Here is a 24,147-nt window from a genome sequence, read left to right as displayed (position 1 = left end):
TTATGGAGAAATTAAAACAACGTTGGGGAGTAAAAAATAATTGGTCTATTGTAGCAATTATTTTAGTGTTTTCTATAAACGGTTCTTTTGCTACTTGGGTAGCTAAACCTATAACAAGTTATATCGGCTTGTCTCAAGAAACAACAAATCCTTGGGTATTTTGGCCTTTAAGAATTTTATTAATTTTTCCTATTTACCAAGCTACACTTCCAATTGTAGGTTGGTTTTTTGGGCAGTTTAAATTCTTTTGGGCTTTTGAAAAAAAGTTTTTAAGCAGATTAGGGCTCGGTTTTTTATTTAAAAAAGAAGATTAAAACGTTATAATTTCTTCTACTTCTTCCTTTTTAATTACATGGCTATAAAACCACATTATTGTAAATGTTGGTATAATATCTAAAAAGGGGAGGGCTTCTTCAATAAAACTAATTACAGCAGCAATTTTTCCTTGTTTCCCTTTGTACATCTTGGTCATTAAATAACTAGATAATGGTGCCCAAAGAACATCTATAAAAGGTAATGGAATAATTCCAATAAGATCTAGTACAATGCTTACAATTAGTTTTTGGTATTTTTTAGTCATAGTTGTATTTTAATAGGATCATTCAAAATTCTTGCCAAATAGGGTTTATTTAAAATCGAAATGAATAATTTTGTTAAAACTAAATTTTAATAAGTGAATTTTAACGATTTCAAAAATAAAATAACGCAACTTAAAACAACAGAGTTAGGAGGTTTAAATGCACAATTTAAATTAGCACCAAAAATTCGATTAAAGTACGATGCCGATAAAATTACTGCAAATAATCCAAGAAAAGCGGCAGTATTGGCATTGTTTTATCCAAATGATAAAAATGAAACTTGTTTTTTATTAACTCAACGGGCAAGTTATAAGGGCATACATTCTGCGCAAATAAGTTTTCCTGGAGGCAAGAAGGATAGTGAAGATGAGAATCTTGAAAAAACAGCTTTAAGAGAAACCTTTGAAGAAGTAGGTGTAGCTGAGAGGTCTGTTGAAATAATTAGAGAATTAACAGATGTATATATTCCGCCAAGTAATTTTTTAGCAACGCCTTTTTTAGGGTATGTAAATCAACAACCAAATTTTAATCTAAATTATGAGGTTGATCAAACAATTGAAGTTTTATTAAGAGATTTGTTAAGTGAAACGAATTTAACGGCTATAAAAATGAATACTTCTTATATGGATAATGTAGAAGTACCTTGCTTTAAGTTAGATGGTTATATTGTTTGGGGAGCAACAGCTATGATGCTTTCTGAAATTAAAGAACTCTTTAAATAGCATCTTTCTTAATTGTTTTGTAAGTTTGTTAAACTAACTAAAAACGAATATAGAATGCCTTTATTTAAAAGGAATCCATTTGGCCATATTTTATTACTAAAAAAATGGCTTATTAGAATTTTCGGAATTGTATCTCACGGTAGATATCGTAAATTTAATAGTCTACACATAGAAGGTTCAGAAAACCTTAAAAACTTACCAGATTCTGGAGTTTTATTTATTTCTAATCATCAAACTTATTTTGCAGATGTAGCTGCTATGTATCATGTTTTTAACGCTTCTTTAAGTGGTAGAGACGATTCTATAAAGAACATAGGTTATATCTGGAAACCAAAGTTAAATGTATATTTTGTTGCTGCAGGAGAAACGATGAGATCTGGTATATTACCTAAAATATTTGCTTATATGGGCTCTGTATCTATAGAAAGAACCTGGAGAAGTGATGGTAAAGATGTAAAAAGGCAAGTAAAAAATTCTGATATTTCTAATATAGGAAAAGCTATAAAAGACGGTTGGGTAATTACCTTTCCACAAGGAACAACAACGCCTTTTAGACCAATTAGAAGAGGTACGGCTCATATTATTAAAACCTATAAACCGGTTGTAGTACCTATTGTAATTGATGGGTTTAGACGTTCTTTTGATAAAAAAGGCTTGAGTATTAAAAAACGTAATGTATTGCAGTCTATGGTTATTAAAGAACCATTGGATATAGATTATGAAAATGAAAGTGTAGCAGATATAGTAACTAAAATTGAGTTTGCTATAGAACAACACAAATCTTTTTTAAAGGTTTTGTCTGTTAAAGAATTAGAAGCATTAACAGAAGAAGAAGAAGAATTGAATAAAAAGAGAGAATTTTGGAGTTAAGAATTTCAATTTGAAAATAATAAGTATCAAACCTCGAATTTTTCGAGGTTTTTTTATGGAAAAAAATAAGATTTTTGGTATTTAAAAACCGTAATTAATAACCATATAAAAACTATATAGATAAACCCTAATTAAGCTGTATATTTGCAGTCAGAAAAAAATGATATGCGTACAAAAACCATCAAAAAAAATAAGATTAACGTTGTTACTTTAGGTTGTTCTAAGAATATTTACGATTCGGAAGTATTAATGGGGCAGTTAAAAGCCAACGGAAAAGAGGTTGTTCATGAAGATGAAAATGATGATGGAAATATTGTCGTAATCAATACTTGTGGCTTTATTGGTAAGGCAAAGGAAGAATCTATCGATACTATTTTACACTATGCAAACAGAAAAGAAGCTGGAGAAATTGATAAAGTTTTTGTTTCTGGATGTTTAAGTGAACGTTATAAGCCAGATTTAGAAGAGCAAATTCCTAATGTAGATCAATATTTTGGTACGCATGATTTACCTAATTTATTAAAGGTTTTAGAAGCAGATTATAAGCACGAGTTAATTGGAGAACGTTTAACAACAACTCCAAAACATTATGCATATTTAAAAATTGCAGAAGGTTGCGATAGACCTTGTTCATTTTGTGCAATTCCTTTAATGAGAGGAAAACACGTTTCTACTCCTATAGAAGATATTGTTACAGAAGCAACAAAATTAGCCGAAAAAGGAATTAAAGAAGTAATGTTAATCGCACAAGATTTAACTTATTACGGATTAGATATTTATAAGAAAAGAGCATTAGCAGATTTATTAGTTGCGTTAACAAAAGTAGAGGGAATTGAGTGGATTAGAATGCATTATGCTTTTCCTACAGGTTTCCCTATGGATGTTTTAGAAGTAATGAAAAGCGAGCCTAAAGTGTGTAACTACTTAGATATTCCTTTACAACACATTAATACTGAGTTGTTAAAGTCTATGAAACGTGGTACAACGCATGAAAAAACAACAGCTTTAATTCATAAGTTTAGAGAAGTTGTGCCAGAAATGGCTATTAGAACTACATTAATTGTAGGTTATCCTGGAGAAACAGAAGAAATGTTTCAAGAGTTAAAAGATTGGATAGAAGAAATGCGTTTTGAGCGTATGGGAGCTTTTGAATATTCTCATGAAGAAAATACGGGAGCATACGTTTTAGAAGATGATGTACCTGCAGATGTTAAGTTTAGAAGAGTAAATGAGATTATGGAAATTCAATCTCAAATTTCTTGGGAATTGAATCAAGAAAAAATTGGTAAAACTTTTAGATGTTTATTCGATAGAAAAGACGGAGAGTTTTTCTATGGAAGAACAGAATCAGATTCACCAGATGTTGATAATGATGTTATTGTTGATGCAAAAGAACATTATATTAAAATTGGTGAATTTATTGATATTAAAATTCACGAAGCTGGAGATTACGATTTATACGGTACACCAACTGTTAAGCAAGAAAAGCCAGTTTCTTTAAATCAAAAGAGAAAATAATTATTAAAAATCCTACTTTATGTAGGATTTTTTTATAAAAAATAGCTACAAGTGTCCACTAAAAATGTTGCGCGTAGATTTGAGTTTGAAACTTTATTTATAAATGATATTTCACTTTTAATTTTTTTATAGTCAACTACAGTCAGTTGATAAAGTCTTGTTTCTTTTAATACAGCTGTCTTAAGTCAGTTTAGTTAGTTATAAATTTATCCTCATGAAAAAAACGTATTTTAATTGGAGTTCTGGTAAAGATTCTGCCTTGGCGCTTTATAAAATTTTACAAGACCCTACTTATAATTTAGATTTATTGGTTACCACAATCAATAAAGATTTCGATAGAGTTTCCATGCACGGTCTTAGAAATGAATTATTAATAAAGCAAGCCGAATCTATTGGAATCAATTTAAAAACCATAGAATTTCCTGCGGACGTAACCATGGATTTATATTCAGAAATTATGAAGGAAGCGATGGATTCTTTGGTAGAGAAGAAATATTCACATACCATTTTTGGTGATATTTTTCTAGAAGATTTAAAAGCATACAGAGATACTAAATTAGCTGAGGTAAATATTACAGGCGTGTATCCTCTTTGGCAAAAAGATACAAAAGAAGTATTAAAAGAATTTTTAGATTTAGGTTTTAAGGCAATTACAGTTTGTGTAAATGCAAAGTTACTAGGAGCCGAGTTTTTGGGGAGAGTTATAGATGAACAATTTATTAAAGACTTACCAGACAATGTAGATGTTTGTGGAGAAAATGGTGAATTTCACACCTTTGTTTTCGATGGTCCTATTTTTAAGAATCCTATTGATTTTACTATAGGAGAGAAGGTATTGCGTTCCTACACACTGAATGATAATGAAGATGACAATTGTCATCAATCTAAAAAAGAAAACTCAAATCACGATACAAGTTTTTGGTATTGTGATTTGAGTTAAGAGAAAATATCCTTAAAGTTTCCTTTGAAATTGTTATTCCCGCAAAGGCGGGAATCTAAAATTTTTAATTCTCTATTTCAATTTATCAGAATTCAATAAGAAAACAGCATTGGCAACAAATAGTTTTCCATTTTGCCAGAAAGATCTAAATAAGGGATTGTCTACCATATAAATAATACTTCCGCTACCAATTTTTTCTTCAGCGAATAAAATAGATTTTGGTACATTCTTCACAGCTTTACTGCCAGCGTAACCAGACACGTTTTTAGCTTCTTTATCAAAATAGGCAACATTATTACCGTCTTTTAAATATTCGTATGATGTACTACCTAATTTTAAAGAAAAATAATCTTTTCCATACCCAAAGGCTAACGGATGTGTATTGTCTAAAGTACTTTTAAAAATACTACCTGTAATTAAATTGGCAACACCTTTGCGCTCTTTGTCTGCATAAGGAGTAAGGTCTGTATCTTTAATTTTATCTCCAGATATTTTCTTCTTTAAAGAGAATTCCTTTTTATCAGCAAAACTATTTAAAGCATTTCCAATGGCGATTAAAGTTCCTCCAGAACGTGTCCATTTTTTCACTTTTTCTAAAGTGGCTTTTGTTAAGACTTTGCTGTAAGAACCATTTGGAATGATAATAACATCATATTTAGAATAATCTAAGGAACCAAAGTTTTCAGAATTTACGTTGGTAATTGGGTATTGTAATTGTGTTTCAAAGAAATGCCAAACCTCACCAAAACTTAAAGAAGAAGTTCCTTTACCAGATAAAACAGCTACTTTTTGTTGGTTGATCGGTTTCACAGAATAAGACCCAAAATCTACGCCAGAAGAAACAAAACCTGTAGAAACATTTGCTAATTCTCTTTGGTGTTTGTCTGCAATAGCTATTAAATTAGTATCAAAATTATCATTTCTATTGTCGTTTCTTAAAATAATTAAGGTTCCTCTTTCATACGATTTACCTCCAACAGAAAATGGTTTTTCAGAAAAACGAGGTGTAATATCTGCTTGTAATAAAGCACCTAAAAAAGTAGCATCGTCTAAACTATTCCATTTAGAAAGGTAAGCGTATGCACTTTTATCAACTATATTAGTAATCTTGTTTGTAGTTTTACTAATAGCAGAACTTACTTTCGTTTTAGAGGCAATTGCTTTAAATCCGTGTGCATAAGGCAGAGACCAAGCAGTAATATCATAGGTTAAAGAATCTACTATTTTTGCTTTTGGCTCAAAAAGTACCTTTACCATTTTACCTTTTGGCTGATTGGTGTGTATTACTAAATCCGATGAAGAAACAGACATTTTACCTTCTGTTTGCGTACTATAATCATATCCTTTTACACTACCGTTATTAGTGTTTTCATATTTAATTTCATGTGTGTCTAACAATGCTTTTAAACGATTGGTCTTATCTTCATTCTCGTTTTTTAGTACATAACTTTTATATTCTAAAGCATCATTTTTAAAAAACTTTCTAAATTCTGTATTTAATTTTTCGGCATTTTTAGATGCAATTTCTACGGTAGACAAGCCTGTTGTTAGGTGATGAATTGCTCTGTCTTTTAAAGTTAAAACCTCTCCATGATCTGTTTGAATACCTAAACCAGCCATTCCATGACCAGCTTGTTCGTACGTCATTCCAATTGCACCCATGTAGGTTGGATACGTATCTCCGTAACTTGGGTATAGTAAATCGAAACTTTCTTTTGTAAAATACAACCAGCCTTCTTTATCAAAATAGTTCGCATGGTTTTTTCCTATTTCTGTCTGAAATTCTCTTTGCCAATCAGAAATAATTTCATGAAAAGGTTCAGCCGCAGGCGCAAAATAATACGGATTATTAATATATTGTTCATGGAAATCTACGTGCACGTGAGGCATCCATTTATTATACATTTTTATACGTTGGGCAGATTCTACTTGTGTTGCCCAAGCCCAATCTCTATTCAAGTCGAATAAATAATGATTTGGTCTTCCAGAAGGCCAAGGTTCTACATGTTCTTTTGCATTTTGGTTGATGTTAAAAGGAGTACTTTTTACTTGATTGTACCAATTTACATATCTATCTCGTCCATCAGGATTTACAGACGGATCAAGAATTACAACCGTATTTTCTAACCAAGATTCTTTTTTAGTAACTAAATCATAAAGCGTTAACATGGCAGCTTCTGTACTAGATGCTTCATTTCCATGAACGTTGTAACTTAGCCAAACAATGGCTTTGTTATTTTTAGAATTCCCAGGAATAATACCAGTCTGAGTAAGATTCGCAATTCTAATATTCTCTAAATTATCAATATTTTCTTCGGAAGAAATATAACTTAAATACAAAGGTCTGTGTTCATTGGTTTCTCCATATTTCTCTAATTTTACATTAGATAAAGTGTTACTTACATATTTAAAATAGTCTATAACCTTATAATTTCTGGTAAAACGAGATCCAATTTCATAGCCTAAAAATTCAGAAGGAGACTGTAAAGTTTGAGAAAAAATACTTCCAAGTGTTAAGAAAGCAGTAATAAAAAGTAATTTAATTTTCATGAAGATGCGTTTGAAAGTCAAAAGTAAGAATATATTTTTTTGTTTTTCAGAAGATTGATTCTTTATCTTGTTAAAACTTTGTTAGATTGGATTGGGGTTTACGACAAAGGAAAAATTATTCGTATTTTTATCAAAAATTAATCAAACTAAATGAATTCTACTTCAGAATCTGATTGTTGCAAAAAAAGTGTTATTTAAGATGAAAGTAACACAGATACCATTTCAAAAAACAGGATTTTTTTCTAAGATAATGCTAGATTATTTAGAGAAAAAAGAATCTATACAACCATTTTATAATAATTTTCCTGATATTTCTGGTTTTCATAGTCAGATAGAGGAGAAGCAAAAATCATTTAGATTGCAATCTAGATTGGTGCTAGTTGATGCTTTAAAAAATCAATATCAAGGATTCAATTTTTCAAAAAAAACGGAAGAAAATATTGAGAGCTTAAAGCTACAAAATACATTTACCGTAACTACAGGGCATCAATTAAATTTATTTACCGGACCTTTATATTTCTTGTATAAAATTCTTTCAACAATTAATTTGTGTGAAGAATTATCAGAAAAATTTCCCGAACAAAATTTTGTTCCAATTTATTGGATGGCAACAGAAGATCATGATTTTGAAGAGATTAATTATTTTAATTTTGATGGGAAAAAAGTTCTTTGGAATAGAGAAGATGGTGGAGCAGTTGGACGATTTTCTACTGAAGGATTAGCTGCTGTTTTTGATGTTTTTTCTGAACACTTAGGTCATTCTAAAAATGCTGAATTTCTAAAAAAGTTGTTCTCAGATGGATATTTAAAACATGATAACTTAGCGGATGCTACTCGTTATATAGCAAATGAATTGTTTAGTGATTATGGTTTGATAATTTTAGATGGAGATGATGCTAGTTTAAAACAATTATTTAACCCAATTGTTAAAGACGAATTAGAAAATGAAACTTCATTTAAAGCCGTTTCTAAAACCATTTCAGATTTAGAAAAGAATTATAAAATTCAAGTGAACCCAAGAGAAATTAATTTATTTTATTTGGGTGATGAATTTAGAGAACGTATTATTTTAGAAGGCGGAATTTACAAAGTAAACAATACAGACATTACTTTTTCTAAGGCAGAAATCTTAAAGGAAGTAGATGAAAATCCGAAATCATTTTCGCCAAACGTAATTATGAGACCTTTATACCAAGAGGTAATTTTACCAAACCTTTGTTATTTAGGTGGAGGAGGAGAGATGGCGTATTGGTTAGAATTAAAAGATTATTTTGAAGCAGTAGCCATTCCATTTCCTATTTTATTATTACGTAATTCGGTACAAGTAGTATCAGAAAAACAAGCAAAAAAATTAGAGAAATTGAATATTTCTTTAGAAGAACTGTTTTTAAATCAACATGATTTATTATCTGAAAAAGTGAAGGAAAACTCTGATATTAAAGTGAACTTCGATGAAAAGATTCAGTTTTTAGAAAAGCAGTTTTTAGAACTAAAGGAAGTAGCCAAACAAACAGATGTTTCTTTTGTGAATGCTGTAAATGCACAAGAAAGAAAGCAAATTAAAGGTTTAGAAAATTTACAAAAACGTTTGTTAAAAGCAGAGAAAAAAAGACAAAAAGATTTAGTGGAAAGGATTACATTATTACAAAATGAAATTTTACCAAATCAAAGTTTAGAAGAGCGTCAGCGTAATTTTTCTGAATATTATTTAGAGTATGGTTCGTCATTTACAAAAGCTTTAAAAGTTGCATTGAAACCATTGCAGTTAGAGTTTACAATTTTGGAGTTGTAATACAGAGACTTGCAGAGAAATTACAAAGATTAAAATAGTTTTTTTGTGAATTAGAAATCTGATACACAATAACAAACTATTTTAAACTTAGCGTATAAATTCAATAAGAATCATCATTTTATAACTTACTTTTGACACGCTGTTATAATCAGTGCAATTTGTGTAAATTATTTACACTATAATTACATAAAACACAATGAAAGACAAAGGCTTACACCCAAAAAATAAATTCAACAAAGGTTATAATTTTGATGAATTAAATACCATAAACCCAGCATTAAAACAATATGTTGCTAAAAATCAATTCGACACTGTTACTATAGATTTTTCAAATCCGGATGCAGTAAAAGAATTGAATAAAGCTTTATTATTTTCTTTAGATAAAATTTCTACTTGGAATTTTGGCGATAAAAATTTATGCCCACCAATACCCGGTCGTTTAGATTACATTCATCACTTGGCAGATTTGTTATCAGAAGAAAAAGATATTAAAATTTTAGATATCGGTACAGGAGCAACTGGTATTTATCCTTTATTAGGAATTGCAGAATACGATTGGAATTTTGTAGCTACAGACATCGATTTAGATTCTTTAGATACTGCTCAAGATATTATGGATGATAATAATTTTACTGATAAAATTGAATTACGTCAGCAATTAAATGAAGAGCAAATTTTAAAAGGAGTTTTAAAAGATACCGATTCATTTTCTGCAACAATGTGTAATCCGCCTTTTTACAAATCGGCAGAAGAAGCACAAGGAGCAAATGGTAGAAAATCTAGAAACTTAGGTAATAATGCCGTTAGAAACTTTGCAGGAAATAACAATGAACTTTGGTACGTTGGTGGAGAAAAAGCTTTTTTACATAATTATTTGTATGAAAGTTCTTTGTTTCCTAAAAGTAGTAAATGGTTTACAAGTTTAGTTTCTAAGAAAGAAAACGTAAAGAGTTTAGAAAAGTCTTCTGCAAAGTTAGGAGCTGTTGAATTCAAAATTATTCCGATGCATCAAGGAAATAAAGTAACTAGAATTGTTGCTTGGAGATTTTAATAAAAAAGACCATCTTAATCTTCCCAAAGGGAAGAAATATATTTTATAAAAAAGGCTCAATCAAAATATTTTGATTGAGCCTTTTTTTATGAAGCAAATAATATTTAATTTTCGAATCTAATTGAAATCGTCTGAGATTTCTGATTAGTTTATCTTAAGCGAAGTCGAAAGATTAAAAATTCATTTGGTAATATAATACAAAATGTCATTCCGAATGAGGAACGAAGAGGAATCTATCTACTTAAAGAATTGCTATAAAACCCTCCGTAAATCTCAGCGTAATAACTCACTCAACAATCATCAGTGAAATCAGTGAAATTCATGTCTTTTTTTTTATTTTCTCTGCGAATCTCCGTATCTTCTCTGTGAATCTCGGCGTAATAATCTACCCCACAATCATCAGTAAAATCCGTGAAATTCGTGTCTTTTTTATTTCTCTGTGAAACTCTGTATCTTCTCTGTGAGTCTCAGTGTAATAATCTACCCCAGAATCATCAGTGAAATCCGTGAAATTAGTGTCTTTTTTTGTTTTTTCTGTGAATCTCTGTGTCTTCTCTGTGAATCTCGGCGTAATAATTAACAAACTAATTAAACACCACATCTTCAATTTTATACTTTTTACAAATAAAATGTAAAAGAGTATAAACTAACATGTGTACAAATACCAAGCAGATAAAAGCATATAAAGGCACTCCAAAAAGTTGATATGGCCAATAATAGGTCCAAACACCTAAATAAATAGTAATCACTTCTCCAAAAGCAGGAAGAATTAAAGCTAATAAAATGGCCAGAAAAATCTTATTTTTTTGAGTTTTCTCTTTTAATAAAGGAATTAAATTACGTTCCAGTTTGTATAAATAATGGAAAGCAAGCATCCAGGCAAAAGGCAACCATAAAGGCAATTCTCTTGTAACTTCATGATACTCCCAATAGCCATTTGCTACACCCCAAGTTTCACCAACAATTCCTCCAAAACCGGTTAATAGCATTCCGACTAATAACAACCAATTTTTGTTTGTTTTTGGCTGAATAATTTCTTTGTAAACGTTATGTATAATTTTTAGAACTAAAATACCTGCTATGATAGCGTCATATTCTTTTAAAACACCAATAAGAATTCCTGCAATTATTAATTTTAATAATGCTTTAAGCGTTTCTTTTAAGAATAGTTTTTTATTAGTAATCAATGTATTATTTCTTTTGTGGCAAAAATAAGATTCTAAACTGAGTCAACTCTTCTTTTTTTATAAAATTGAACGGTATGAGTTCATTCTTTTGTGCATTGAAGTAAGAAAGAACAGATTAGTGTGTTAAATTTGTTTTAAAGCAAACACACATGAATAAAAATAAAACCTTTAAAATATTATTAGTAGTTATTTCTATTTTGGTAGTTTATAAAATTGTGGATTATTATGTTACAGACAAAGTAGATGCTTATTTAAAAACACAACCATTAAGTTATGATGCTGTATCAGTAAATTTATTACTTGGTAATATTACTTTAAAGAATGTAACAAGTGTAAAAGACAGTCTTCAATTTACAACCGAAAAATTAGAAATAGAAGATGTTTCTTATTATCAATATCTAAAAAACAAGTCAGTTTCTGTTGGGAATTTAAAAATGCTGAACTCTAAAATTACAGGGAAACTAATAAGTAAAGAAACTAAAAAAGAGGATAGTACTAGTCAATCAAAAAAAGCTTCTTTAGATTTAAAAATAGACAATATTCAGTTTGAGAATATCGAAATTGATATCATTAAGAATGATAATTTTCCTTTAACTGTACAAAACATTTCTTTTGAAATGAATGGTTTTGAGTTGGATGATATTCAAAATAAAACGATTCCTTTTTTATATGATCATATAGAGGTCTCAATAAGTAATTTTGAAACTCAGTTTTCTAAAGTTCAGAAAGTTAAATTTTCTAAACTAAATTTTGAAAAAGACAATTTAACCTTAGATAGTTTAGAAATTTTGCCTTTAAAGTCGAGAGAAGAATATATCTATCATGTTTCTCAAGAAAAAGAATTAATGACTTTATTTAGTGAAAAAGTTGTTATTTCTGATATAATAATTGAGGAAAAAGAAAAACTTCACGTTAGTGTAAACCATGTTTTATTTGATGAAGTTTTTTTTAATTTATATTTAGACGGAACTGTTTTAGAACATCCAAATATAAGAAAGGATTTGTATAGTAAAAGTCTTAGAGATTTACCTTTTAATATTGATGTAAAAAATGTAGATATTAAAAATTCTAAAATTGTTTATGAAGAATATATAATTGAAAACAACAAACCAGGAATTCTAATTTTTGACAAGTTACAGGCGCAAATAAGTAATATAAATAATAGTAGCGATAAAGCTACTAAGCTAACAACAGCAAAGATTCAATCTAATTTTATGGAACATTGTCCGTTGGATATTGAGTGGACATTTGATATTAATAATAAAAATGATAATTTTAGAATAACAGGAAGTTTGTTTGATGTGAATTCAAAAAACATGAGTTCTTTTTTATTACCTACCATGAATGTGAAAATGGATGGTTATATAGATAAAATGTATTTCGATTTTGAAGGAAATGATTTTGCCTCTAACGGGAAGTTAAATCTAGATTTTAAAAATTTTAACATCAAGGTTTTAGAAAAAGACAAAACTAAAAATAAAGTGCTAAGTTGGTTGGCAAACCTATTTATAAAAGATTCCTCTAAAAACGGAATTGTAAAGGTAGAAACTGAAAATGTAGAAAGAGATACCACAAAATCTTTCTGGAATTTTTTCTGGATAAATGTTCAAAAAGGACTACAAAATTCTTTGATTTAATAAGATAAATCTATGATTGTTTTTTTAATCTCTGATATTTTTTCTCATAAATAGTAAAAGAAACATAATAAGAAAGAAGGAAATAAACGCAAAAAATAGTAAGGACTTTAGAAACGAATTGCAAGGTTAAAAAACCTTGTACACTTTCTAGTAATTGAAAAACAATACCAAAAGGAATTGCAAAGTAAAGGCTTTGTAATAGTGCGTATTTAACCCTATTATTTCTCTTTGCTTCCCAGTATTCTATAAAGTTGTCTTTCTTTTTTGAACCAGATTCTTTAGAACTCATATTTTGTTTTTATAAGTTTCAAATATAATTAAAACCAAAGATAATTACTTTGGTTTCAAAGGTTAATTATAAAAGAGTTCCTTTTTATCTTCAAGGATCGCTTCTCCTTTTATCAACCAAGAAAAACCAAAAGCCCAAAGAGCAAAGGTTTCAAGGTAGAAAATAATGTCTGTTTTATTTCTAGCTTCTTCACTCATAATATAAAAACTGGCACCTGCACCTGCTACAAAAACGATTATTAAGATTCCACACCAGAAATAAAATTTATTTCTTAATTTTTTCATTTCAGAACGGTTCTGTTCGGCAACTCCTCTTCTAAAGATAACTAAACAGAAATAAGCAAAAACAGCGAATAATAAAGCAGCAGATGAAAAATGAATAGTTCTAACAATACTACTTTCACTGGTTGTAGGAAAAAGCGCAACTAATAATGCAAAGGCACCACCTATGTTGGCAAAAAAGTTATCGTTATATAAAAGTCCTTTTCCTTCACTTTTATAGCCTTTATAAGTAAATAAGAAAAAACCAAGCACAAATAAAAAACCGACAAAAACATCTCTTAGTTTCGTACCATAATAATCACTAATAGAATCTTGAATAAAATTCTGTTTATCAAAATAAAACATTCCAAGTCCTAAAATTACAGGTAAAAAGACACCAATAGATCCTATTAGTTTTCTTAAAAGTTTGTAGGATATAATTAAATTATTATCAGATTCATGTTCCGTTTCCATAGCTTGTAGTTGTTTAATATGTTGGTAGTCAAATATAAACAATTATTTAGGAAACTCAGATTTAACAATAAAGCACAAAAAAGAGGCAGTCTAAAAGTATTAAGTTTGTCATACTCAAATAGATTAAGATTGACAAAAGAAACCTTTTAAAGCACCTCTTTTAAATATGTATTCGTTTATTCTTTATAGGTTAGGAATCACTAATTCTTGTCCTATTTGAATTGCATCAGGATTGCTTAAAATATTTGTGTTAGCTTCAAAAATAACATTGTATTTTCCAGACTTTCCGTAATATTTTTTAGATATTTTACTTAAAGTATCTCCACTTTTTACAGTATGAGATGCAAAAATAGAAGTATCAGCAACTTCAATATTTGCTTGTATATCTGTAGGGTTATCACCACCTACTTCTTTTATTTTATCCCAAAGAAGGTTTTTTTCATATTGGTTTTTTGCAGTACCTGTTACGTGTAAAACACCATTTTCTTCTTTTACATCACCATTTGCAATTGCTAATTTCTCACCTAAATCTAATACTCCTTGATATTTTGTTTTCATCTTATTTTTTAGTTATCGTTAATACTTTAAAGATACAAAAAAACCGAAGCAAGAAGCTTCGGTTTTCGATAAAAGTACTGTTTTTATCGTTAGAATTAAACTATCGTAAATAATATTACTTTTTTCTGTTAGATTCGTATTTCTAAAGTGCTACAAATCTAATAATCTATATTCTATAAATGAATCACTTCATCATAAGCGTCAGCAACAGCTTCCATAACTGCTTCACTCATGGTTGGGTGAGGGTGAATTGTTTTTAAAACTTCATGACCAGTAGTTTCTAATTTACGTCCTAAAACTGCTTCAGCAATCATATCTGTAACACCAGCACCAATCATATGGCATCCTAACCATTCTCCGTATTTTGCATCAAAAATAACTTTTACAAAACCTTCAGTAGCTCCTGATGCAGTTGCTTTACCAGATGCAGAAAATGGGAATTTACCAACTTTTAAATCGTAACCAGCTTCTTTAGCTTTCGCTTCCGTCATACCAACAGATGCAATCTCTGGAGTAGCATATGTACAACCAGGAACGTTTCCGTAATCGATTGGCTCTGTATGTAAACCAGCTAATTTTTCTACACAAGTAATTCCTTCTGCAGAAGCAACGTGTGCCAATGCTTGTCCAGGAACAACATCACCAATAGCATAATAACCAGGTAGGTTTGTTTGGTAAAAATCGTTTACTAAGATTTTATCTCTGTCAACAATAATTCCAACATCTTCTAAACCTATGTTTTCTATATTAGATTTAATTCCAACTGCAGATAATAAGATGTCTGCTGTTAAAGTTTCTTCTCCTTTTTTAGTTTTTACAGTAGCAACAACGCCATCACCAGAAGTATCAACAGATTCTACAGAAGAATTTGTCATTACTTTAATTCCTGCTTTTTTAATTGATTTTTCAAATTGTTTAGAAACATCAATATCTTCAACTGGCACTACATTAGGCATAAATTCTACAATAGTAACATCTGTTCCCATAGAATTATAAAAATGAGCAAACTCAACACCAATAGCTCCAGAACCTACAACAATCATAGATTTTGGTTGCGTAGGTAAACTCATTGCTTGTCTATAACCAATTACTTTTTTACCATCTTGTGGCAAGTTAGGTAATTCTCTAGAGCGCGCACCTGTTGCAATAATAATATTGTCTGCACTATATTCAGTTACCGTTCCATCTTCGGCAGTAACATCTACTTTTTTACCCGTTTTAATTTTACCAAAACCGTTAATAATATCAATTTTGTTTTTCTTCATTAAAAAAGCAACACCTTTGCTCATTCCTTCAGCAACACCACGACTTCTTTTAATTACAGCATCAAAATCTTTATCAATAGCTTCTGCTTTTAAACCATATTGGTCAACATGCTTTAAATAATCATAAACCTGTGCAGATTTTAACAATGCTTTTGTAGGTATACATCCCCAGTTTAGGCAAATTCCACCTAAGCTTTCTTTCTCTACAATGGCAACTTTAAAGCCTAATTGAGAAGCTCTAATACCTGTTACATAACCTCCAGGTCCACTTCCAATAATAATGATGTCGTATTTCATAATTGTATATTTAACTTTTTATTTTTATCTATGTTACTTCTAGTTATTTTTTAAATAGTATCTAGAAGTTGGGCGTTTTAACAGGCTTTTCGTTGTATCTTTTGCTAAAAAAGCAAAAGGATGCCACTTCAATCCCTAACGCTTGCTAATTTACTAACTTTTGGTCTTACAGCCAATGTAAGATTCAACTAATTTACATTCTTTCCGGAACTTGAATTCCTAATAATAAAAATGCAGATTTAATAGTATCAGCTACTTTTTTAGACAATTGAACTCTAAAAGCTTTTTTATCTAAATCTTGTTCTCCTAAAATATGTACATTCTGATAAAAAGAATTAAACTCCTTTACCAAATCGTATGTATAGTTTGCAATAATTGCTGGAGAATAATTGGCAGCAGCTTGTTGTACCGTTTCAGGATATAATTCTAATTGTTTTAGTAATTCTTTTTCCTTTTCGTGTAATTCAATTTTTACAGGTTGTGAATAATCAAAATCTGCTTTTCTAATAATAGACTGAATTCTAGCATACGTATACTGAATAAAAGGACCTGTGTTTCCTTGGAAATCTACTGAAGATTTCGGGTCGAACAAAATTCTCTTTTTAGGATCTACTTTTAAAATAAAGTATTTTAAAGCACCTAAACCAATCGTTTTATATAATTCGTTTTTCTCTTCATCAGAATACCCGTCTAGTTTTCCTAATTCTTCAGAAATTTCTTTGGCAGTTGCCGTCATTTCATCCATTAAATCATCTGCATCTACAACAGTACCTTCTCTAGATTTCATTTTTCCAGAAGGTAAATCTACCATTCCGTAGCTTAAATGATGCAATTGTTTTGCCCAATCAAATCCTAATTTCTTCAAGATTAAAAACAATACTTGAAAATGATAATCTTGTTCGTTACCAACTGTATATACCATTCCACCAACATCTGCATAATCTTTTACACGTTGTATAGCAGTACCAATATCTTGTGTCATGTAGACAGCTGTTCCGTCAGAACGTAAAACGATTTTCTCGTCTAAACCATCTTCTGTTAAATCACACCAAACAGAACCGTCTTCTTTTTTATAGAAAACACCTTTTTCTAAACCTTGTGCAACTACATCTTTTCCTAATAAATAAGTGTTACTTTCATAATATAAGGTGTCAAAATCTACGCCCATACTTTTGTAAGTAACGTCAAATCCTTTATAAACCCAAGAGTTCATTTCTTTCCAAAGTGCAACAACTTCAGCATCTCCAGCTTCCCATTTCAACAACATTTGTTGTGCTTCTAAAAATAATGGAGCTTCTTTTTTAGCTTCGTCTTCAGTCTTTCCTTCCGCAATTAATTGCGCAATTTCCTTTTTATATTCTTGGTCGAATTTTACGTAATAATTACCAACCAATTTATCACCTTTTAAACCTGTAGATTCAGGAGTTTCTCCGTTCCCAAACTTTTCCCAAGCCAACATAGATTTACATATATGAATACCTCTATCGTTAATAATCTGCGTTTTATAGACTTTTTTACCTGCAGCTTTTATTATTTCTGCTACAGAATAACCTAATAAATTATTACGAACGTGCCCTAAGTGTAAAGGTTTGTTGGTATTTGGTGATGAGTATTCTACCATCATGGCTTTGTCATCCGCCTTTGGCGAAACCATACCATAACTAGAATCAGGATAAATAGCATTGAAGAAATTTGTGTAAAAACTATCGTCTATTACTAGGTTTAAGAACCCTTTTACAACGTTATAATTGGTGATTTCAGTAACATTTTCTACTACATATTTACCTAAATCCTCACCAATCTGTACAGGATTTCCTTTTTTGTAACGTAATAAAGGGAATACTACTACTGTAATATCTCCTTCAAATTCTTTTCTAGTTGCTTGAAATTCTACAGTTGGAATTTCTATATTGTATAATGCTAAAAAACCTTCTTTTACTTTGGTTTCTATGATGTTTTGAATGCTCATGTAGTGTCTAAAATTGAAATGCAAAATTACGTTAAAAGATTAAAAGATTCAAGAGTTCACAATTAAAGATTTATAGGTTTCAATTAGAGGAGTTTTAAGGATTATAATAAATATAATTCACATTTAAAATAGTTGGCAATCCTTTTTTTAGAAATCTTTTTTTAAACTATTAAATTGTATTTTTGCACAATGGAAAAACGTCTAGAACAATTACCAAAATTAGCAGAAGAAACTAGAAAGGAAAGTCTAAAGTACTTTGCGACTCTTAAGAAAAGAACGCCTAAAAATTTAGATTATGTTGTGCAGGAATTACATGATGCTGAGTTTAAAAAAACAGATTGTTTAGATTGTGGAAACTGTTGTAAAACTACGAGTCCTATTTTTACGGATAAAGATACAGAACGTATTTCTAAACATTTAAAAATGAAAGTTGCAGATTTTCAAAAGCAATATTTAGAAAGAGACGAAGACAATTTTATGGTGTTAAAAACGGCACCTTGTTCTTTCTTAGATGAATCTGATAATAGCTGTTTTATTTATGATGTTAGACCAAAAGCTTGTGCAGAATACCCGCATACAAATAGAAAAAAGTTTATAAATATTTCAGATTTAACAGTAGCAAATACAGCTATTTGTCCAGCTGCATATTCTATTGTAGAGGCATTAAAAAAAGCAGTACCAATGGTTTCTAAAGTAAAAAAGAGAAGGAGCTAAGTAGTACCTTTGTTAAAGATATCTAAAAATACATTTCAAATATTCTTTTGGCACAGAACTTGCTTTTATAAAAATGAAGACAACGTAGTTAACTGTTTTCATTTTATAATTATTTGAATTAGTTGATTTAAAAAAACCATCTCAAGCGAGATGGTTTTTTAGTTTTATAAATTATTTTTGTATCAACTTAATAGCTTTTACAGTTTCTTTTTGAGGTAATTTACATGTTCCTAAATTACAAACGTAAATGTAAGTTTCATCTTCTACGAACTTATCTTTTAATAGCGGAATACTTTCATTTTCATTTACAGAACCTACAATTATAGTATTAGGTATATAATGATCTTGTAGCTCATTTTTAATGTTTTGTGCTTCATTTCCTACAATTGCAACTTCATAAAAAGGTTTTAAGAATAGAGTTCAATCTTTTATATTTTTTAGGTTCTTTAAAATATCAATACAATTAAAGCAGTATAAGCAGCTAACTTACAAAAAGTCTTCCATATAAGATTTAAAGCAAAATATAGAACAAATGAGTATTGGGGCTATAGAATCTTAGGGAATCAAATGAATTGCAACAAATGTTTTATTCTTAGTTGAAATAGTTTTATTAAAATACTTCGTTTAAAAGTAGTTTTATCAAAATAATTAAAAGTAAACTAAATTTGAAAAACATGAGAGTTCCGTTTAATAAAAATATTCCGGTGTTCCTTTTTGTTTTCTGCTTACACATATCATTTATGAAAGCACAAGATAAAATACCACAAATTCAATTAGAGAAAAATGAAGTTTCTACTAAATTTATAGAAGCCAAAATAGATAGTATTATTGCTGTTTTAACTTTAGAAGAAAAAGTAGCAATGACACATGCGCAATCTAAATTTAGTACAAAAGGAGTTGCTCGGTTAGGTATTCCAGAAGTGTGGATGTCTGATGGACCACATGGAGTTAGAGAAGAAATTAGTTGGGATGCTTGGGAGAATGCAGGTTGGACCAATGATGCAATTACTGCTTTTCCAGCACTTACATGTTTGGCGGCAACTTTTAACCCAGAATTAGCAGAAAATTATGGTTTTAGTTTAGGTGAAGAAGCTAAATATAGAGAAAAAGAGGTTTTATTAGGTCCTGGTGTAAATATTTATAGAACGCCCATGAATGGTAGGAATTTTGAATATTTAGGCGAAGATCCTTTTTTAGCTTCTTCCATGGTAGTTCCTTATATTAAAGGAGTTCAAGATAATGGTGTTGCAGCTTGTGTAAAACACTTTGCTCTAAATAATCAAGAACATTTAAGAGATAAAATTAATGTAGAAGTTGGTGATAGAGCTTTGCACGAAATTTATTTACCAGCATTTAAAGCAGCGGTGCAAAAAGGAAATGTTTGGGCATTAATGGGCGCTTATAATAAATTTAGAGGTCAGTACACTACCCATAATAAAATTCTGCATAAAATTTTAAAAACAGATTGGAATTTTGATGGTGTTGTAATTAGCGATTGGAGTTCTGTGCACTCTACAGAAGAAGCCGCGTTGTATGGTGTAGATATGGAAATGGGTACAGGAACAGATGGTTTGGGAACTACTACCAATAATCATTATCAACATTATTATTTAGCAAATCCATTTTTAAAAGCGATAAAAAATGGGGCGTTAAGTGAAGGTTTGCTAGACGATAAAGTACGTAGAATATTAAGGTTGATGTATCGTACAAACTTAAATCCGAATAGAACTTTAGGGAAGTTGAATACAGACAAGCATCTAGAAGTTGCTAGAAAGGTAGCAACAGAAGGAATTGTATTGTTGAAAAATGAAGATAATTTTTTTCCTATTCAGGATAAAAAAGGAATTACAATTGCTGTGATTGGAGAAAATGCAACGAGAGATATGACACAAGGTGGAGGATCTTCTCAATTAAAACCTCTTTTCGAAATTTCTCCTTTGCAAGGGATAAAAGATAGATACAAAAATGCAACTATTATTCATACAATGGGTTATGAGTCTGGTGCTTCTGTTTATGATGAAATTTTACCAGCTAATTTAAACCAAGATTCTTTGTATGTAAAAGCAATTGAGGTTGCAAAAAAAGCAGACATTGTTCTTTTTGTGGGAGGTTTAAATAAAAGTCATCATCAAGATAGTGAAGGAGATGATAGAGAAGTTTTTGATTTGCCTTACGGACAAGAAAAATTAATAAACGGAATTCAAGAAGTTAATGAAAACTTAGGTTTTTTATTGGTTACAGGAAATGCTGTAAAAATGCCTTGGATTTCTAAAACAAAAGGAATTTTACAAACCTGGTATTTGGGTAGTATGGCTGGTCATGCAATAGCAGATGTTGTTAGTGGAGATGTAAATCCTTCGGGGAAACTTCCTTTTTCTTTTCCAAAGGAATTAAATGATAATGCAGCACATGCTTTTGGACAAATATCGTATCCAGGAGATGGTGTTAATCAAAATTATAGCGAAGGTATTTTAGTTGGATATAGATGGTTTGATACCCGAAAAATAAAACCTCAATATGCTTTCGGATTTGGTTTATCTTATACTGATCTTAAAATTTCTGAAGTAAAAATAGATCAAAAAAAATATGCTAAGAATGATCAAATAAAAATAACTTTTGAGGTTGCAAACACCGGAGATAGAGCAGGAGCAGAAGTTGTACAAGTATATGTAGGTAAACATAAATCTAAAGTAGAAAGAGCTTTAAAAGAATTAAAAGGATTTTCGAAAATATATTTAGAAAAAGGAGCTAATAAAACGGGTACAATTACTATTGATGCATCCTCATTAGCCTATTATAATCCAGAAATTTCAGACTGGACTGTAGAAGAAGGAACTTATTATTTATACGTTGGTAACGCATCTAATAATATTGTAAAAAAGATAAAATTTGATTTGTTTTAATTTGAGTTGATTAAAGTGAAAAAGCAGTATGAATTTATTTTTGTACTGCTTTTTTTGAATAAAAAAATGAATCATTCTTTATATAATTACTACAAGTGTAGATATAATTAAAGATAAAGTAAAAAAGTAGTCTTTGTGATTTTTAGGAATTAAAGATGCAATAAATACTTTTTTGATAGAAAATAAACCAACAAAATGAATAATATTATGAAAAAAACATTCCTTCTATTACTGTTATTGGTAACAATTATAAGTTGTAAAGAAAATAAGGAGGCTTCTTTTACAGGAGACACAACGCATGAAGCAAAGATTGAAGCTTTACTCTCTAAAATGTCTTTAGAAGAAAAAATAGGGCAAACCAATTTAAGAGGTATGCACAGTACAGAAAGTGAACTTCCAGAAAAATTAATAGCATCTGTTAAAAAAGGAGAAGTTGGTGCTTTTTTAAACATTATGAATTTAAACTATGTAGATGAACTACAAAGAATCGCGGTTGAAGAGAGTCCAAACGGAATTCCATTAATTTTTGGTAGAGACGTAATTCATGGTTTTAAAACTATTTTTCCAATTCCATTGGGATTAGCTGCTACTTGGAATACACAAATAGTAGAAAAATCTTCTGAAATAGCTGCTTTTGAAGCTACCTCATCAGGCATACGATGGACGTTTGCCCCAATGTTAGACATTGCGAGAGATAGCCGATGGGGAAGAATTGCAGAATCACCAGGAGAAGATCCTTATTTAGCCACCGTTTTAGGTGCTGCTTATATTAAAGGTTTTCAAGGAGATGATTTAAGCAATCCTTACAGAATGGCGGCTTCTGCAAAACATTATATTGCTTATGGTGCTGCCATTGGAGGTAGAGATTACAACACGGTTAATTTAAGTGAACCTCTTTTAAGAAACATTTATTTACCACCATTTAAAGCAGCTATAGATGCTGGTGCTGCAACTGTAATGAGTTCTTTTAATGAAATAAACGGAATTCCAGCAACAGGACATGAGTTTTTATTAAAGGATGTTTTAAGAGGAGAATTAAAATTTGATGGCTTTGTGGTAAGTGATTGGGATTCGGTTACAGAAATGATTGCTCATGGTTTTGCAAGTGACGAAAAGCATGCTGCAGAATTAGCAGCTAAAGCAGGATTAGACATGGAAATGAATAGTGAAGCTTATGAAAACCATTTAAAAGAATTGATTAAAGAAGAAAAGGTAACTATAGAAGAATTGGATGAATTTGTACGTAATATTCTACGAATTAAATTTAGACTTGGTCTTTTTGAAAATCCGCATAGAAATAAAGAACATACTGGTAATTTGTATGCAGAAAGCCATTTAGAAGAAGCTAAAAAAGCAGCGATTAAAAGTACTGTTTTATTAAAAAATAAAAATTCTATCTTACCTCTTTCAGAGAAAACAAATGTTGCCATTATTGGTCCTTTGGCAAATGCGCCACACGAACAATTAGGAACTTGGGCTTTTGATGGAGAAAAAGAACACACCAATACACCTTTAGATGCATATAAAAAAGCGAATACAAATTTTACGTTTGCAATAGGATTAGGGCATAGTAGAGATACTTCTAAAAAAGGTTTTCAAGAAGCTATAAATAACGCTGAAAAATCTGATGTTATTTTATTTTTTGGAGGAGAAGAAGCAATTTTATCTGGTGAAGCACATAGTAGAGCAAACATTAATTTACCAGGAGCTCAAGAAGAATTAATTAACGAATTGGCTAAAACAGGGAAACCTATTGTTTTAGTAATTATGGCAGGTAGACCTATTACCATTACAAATATTATAGATAAAGTAGATGCTGTTTTAATGGCATGGCACCCCGGAACAATGGGAGGTGAGGCTTTGTATGAAATTGTACATGGAATAAAATCTCCTGAAGGAAGATTGCCTGTTTCTTGGCCAAAAACAGCTGGTCAACTCCCGTATTTTTATAATCATAAAAATACAGGTAGACCTGCGGATAGTATTAATTTTATTCCGATGGATAAAATTCCTATTGCTGCATGGCAAAGTTCACTGGGTAACGATTCTCATTATTTAGATGTTGGTTTTACACCTCATTTTCCTTTTGGTTATGGCCTAACATACACAACTTTTAAATATACAGATATTTCTATATCTAAAAAGATCATTAATTTTAATGAAGATTTAGAGATTAAGGTATCTATTACAAATACAGGTAAAAATGACGGTAAAGAAATAGCACAACTCTATATACAAGATGTTGTTGGTAGCATTACCAGACCTGTTAAAGAGTTAAAAAGGTTCGAGCATGTGTTCTTAAAAAGTGGAGAAACAAAAGAAGTTACTTTTAAAATTTCGGCTAAAGATTTAGAGTTTGTGAATCATAAAATGATAAAAGCAGCAGAAGTGGGAGTGTTTAATATTTGGGTTGGACCAAGTGCATCAGAAGGTTTAAAAACATCATTTTCTCTTAAAAAGTAAATATTAACTGGTAGATTCAACGGTTTTTTTGTGGTAGCAAAAGAGATGTTTTATATATTATTTCCCTAGTTTCTTTCTAGGGAAATATTTAATACAGATTAAGAGTAGTA

General features: G+C 30.2%; 19 protein-coding genes. 11 read left to right on the top strand and 8 right to left on the bottom strand.

What is annotated here, in order from left to right:
* Positions 1-2: 2 nt before the first annotated feature.
* Positions 3-314 carry a DUF6787 family protein gene (locus WHD08_RS06710; protein ID WP_208888758.1) on the top strand — a complete coding sequence of 104 codons (312 nt, stop codon included), beginning with the start codon at positions 3-5 and terminating at the stop codon, positions 312-314.
* On the opposite strand, the gene WHD08_RS06705 is transcribed toward WHD08_RS06710, so the two are convergent.
* Positions 311-580, bottom strand: coding sequence for a hypothetical protein (locus tag WHD08_RS06705; RefSeq protein ID WP_208888759.1), 270 nt, complete (start codon positions 578-580; stop codon positions 311-313). The two genes, WHD08_RS06710 and WHD08_RS06705, sit on opposite strands and share 4 nt — an antisense overlap.
* A gap of 93 nt (positions 581-673) precedes the next feature.
* Between WHD08_RS06705 and WHD08_RS06700 the strand changes: the two genes are divergently transcribed.
* The 4 genes from WHD08_RS06700 (at position 674) to WHD08_RS06685 (ending at position 4,628) form a co-directional block, all read left to right on the top strand.
* On the top strand, positions 674-1,300 hold the full coding sequence (locus tag WHD08_RS06700) for an NUDIX hydrolase (RefSeq protein ID WP_208888760.1): 627 nt from the start codon (positions 674-676) through the stop codon (positions 1,298-1,300).
* A gap of 54 nt (positions 1,301-1,354) precedes the next feature.
* Positions 1,355-2,170 carry a lysophospholipid acyltransferase family protein gene (locus WHD08_RS06695; protein WP_208888761.1) on the top strand — a complete coding sequence of 272 codons (816 nt, stop codon included), beginning with the start codon at positions 1,355-1,357 and terminating at the stop codon, positions 2,168-2,170.
* A gap of 165 nt (positions 2,171-2,335) precedes the next feature.
* The gene (gene rimO / locus WHD08_RS06690) at positions 2,336-3,688 is read left to right on the top strand and encodes a 30S ribosomal protein S12 methylthiotransferase RimO (RefSeq protein WP_165733982.1); all 1,353 of its coding nucleotides are present in this window, start codon (positions 2,336-2,338) and stop codon (positions 3,686-3,688) included.
* A gap of 214 nt (positions 3,689-3,902) precedes the next feature.
* Entirely contained in the window at positions 3,903-4,628 is a 726-nt protein-coding gene (locus tag WHD08_RS06685; RefSeq protein WP_208888762.1) for a diphthine--ammonia ligase, read from the top strand.
* A gap of 72 nt (positions 4,629-4,700) precedes the next feature.
* Here the strand turns inward: WHD08_RS06685 and WHD08_RS06680 are convergent, their stop codons facing one another.
* On the bottom strand, positions 4,701-7,178 hold the full coding sequence (locus WHD08_RS06680; RefSeq protein ID WP_208888763.1) for a M14 family metallopeptidase: 2,478 nt from the start codon (positions 7,176-7,178) through the stop codon (positions 4,701-4,703).
* Between the two features lie 199 nt (positions 7,179-7,377).
* Between WHD08_RS06680 and bshC the strand changes: the two genes are divergently transcribed.
* Entirely contained in the window at positions 7,378-8,970 is a 1,593-nt protein-coding gene (gene bshC / locus WHD08_RS06675) for a bacillithiol biosynthesis cysteine-adding enzyme BshC (protein ID WP_208888764.1), read from the top strand.
* Between the two features lie 196 nt (positions 8,971-9,166).
* Positions 9,167-10,021 (top strand): 23S rRNA (adenine(1618)-N(6))-methyltransferase RlmF, encoded by an 855-nt coding sequence (rlmF, locus tag WHD08_RS06670; RefSeq protein ID WP_208888765.1) that lies wholly within the window; start codon positions 9,167-9,169, stop codon positions 10,019-10,021.
* 584 nt (positions 10,022-10,605) lie between these two features.
* Here the strand turns inward: rlmF and WHD08_RS06665 are convergent.
* Positions 10,606-11,208, bottom strand: coding sequence for a hypothetical protein (locus WHD08_RS06665; protein ID WP_208888766.1), 603 nt, complete (start codon positions 11,206-11,208; stop codon positions 10,606-10,608).
* 149 nt (positions 11,209-11,357) lie between these two features.
* Between WHD08_RS06665 and WHD08_RS06660 the strand changes: the two genes are divergently transcribed.
* Positions 11,358-12,845 carry a hypothetical protein gene (locus WHD08_RS06660; protein ID WP_208888767.1) on the top strand — a complete coding sequence of 496 codons (1,488 nt, stop codon included), beginning with the start codon at positions 11,358-11,360 and terminating at the stop codon, positions 12,843-12,845.
* Positions 12,846-12,855: 10 nt separating this feature from the next.
* Here the strand turns inward: WHD08_RS06660 and WHD08_RS06655 are convergent, their stop codons facing one another.
* The 5 genes from WHD08_RS06655 to argS all read right to left on the bottom strand — a co-directional run bounded on the left by WHD08_RS06655 (position 12,856) and on the right by argS (position 17,957).
* A complete protein-coding gene (locus tag WHD08_RS06655; RefSeq protein ID WP_165733975.1) occupies positions 12,856-13,134 on the bottom strand; it encodes a hypothetical protein in 279 nt (92 codons plus the stop codon).
* Positions 13,135-13,196: 62 nt separating this feature from the next.
* A complete protein-coding gene (locus WHD08_RS06650; protein ID WP_208888768.1) occupies positions 13,197-13,868 on the bottom strand; it encodes a hypothetical protein in 672 nt (223 codons plus the stop codon).
* A gap of 183 nt (positions 13,869-14,051) precedes the next feature.
* Positions 14,052-14,426, bottom strand: a complete 375-nt coding sequence (locus WHD08_RS06645; protein WP_165733973.1) for a LysM peptidoglycan-binding domain-containing protein — start codon at positions 14,424-14,426, stop codon at positions 14,052-14,054.
* Positions 14,427-14,599: 173 nt separating this feature from the next.
* The gene (gene lpdA, locus WHD08_RS06640; protein WP_208888769.1) at positions 14,600-15,988 is read right to left on the bottom strand and encodes a dihydrolipoyl dehydrogenase; all 1,389 of its coding nucleotides are present in this window, start codon (positions 15,986-15,988) and stop codon (positions 14,600-14,602) included.
* Between the two features lie 193 nt (positions 15,989-16,181).
* Entirely contained in the window at positions 16,182-17,957 is a 1,776-nt protein-coding gene (gene argS / locus WHD08_RS06635; RefSeq protein WP_208888770.1) for an arginine--tRNA ligase, read from the bottom strand.
* Between the two features lie 189 nt (positions 17,958-18,146).
* Between argS and WHD08_RS06630 the strand changes: the two genes are divergently transcribed.
* The 3 genes from WHD08_RS06630 (at position 18,147) to WHD08_RS06620 (ending at position 24,037) form a co-directional block, all read left to right on the top strand.
* On the top strand, positions 18,147-18,671 hold the full coding sequence (locus WHD08_RS06630) for a YkgJ family cysteine cluster protein (protein WP_165733970.1): 525 nt from the start codon (positions 18,147-18,149) through the stop codon (positions 18,669-18,671).
* A gap of 740 nt (positions 18,672-19,411) precedes the next feature.
* The gene (locus tag WHD08_RS06625) at positions 19,412-21,574 is read left to right on the top strand and encodes a beta-glucosidase (RefSeq protein WP_244183229.1); all 2,163 of its coding nucleotides are present in this window, start codon (positions 19,412-19,414) and stop codon (positions 21,572-21,574) included.
* Positions 21,575-21,781: 207 nt separating this feature from the next.
* Positions 21,782-24,037, top strand: a complete 2,256-nt coding sequence (locus WHD08_RS06620) for a glycoside hydrolase family 3 N-terminal domain-containing protein (RefSeq protein ID WP_244183230.1) — start codon at positions 21,782-21,784, stop codon at positions 24,035-24,037.
* The last annotated feature ends 110 nt before the right edge of the window (positions 24,038-24,147 follow it).

This window comes from Polaribacter sejongensis (assembly GCF_038024065.1).
Taxonomy (GTDB): Bacteria; Bacteroidota; Bacteroidia; order Flavobacteriales; family Flavobacteriaceae; genus Polaribacter; species Polaribacter sejongensis.
The sequence above is the reverse complement of the archived record's forward strand: the minus strand, read 5'-3'. Positions and strand labels throughout refer to the sequence as shown.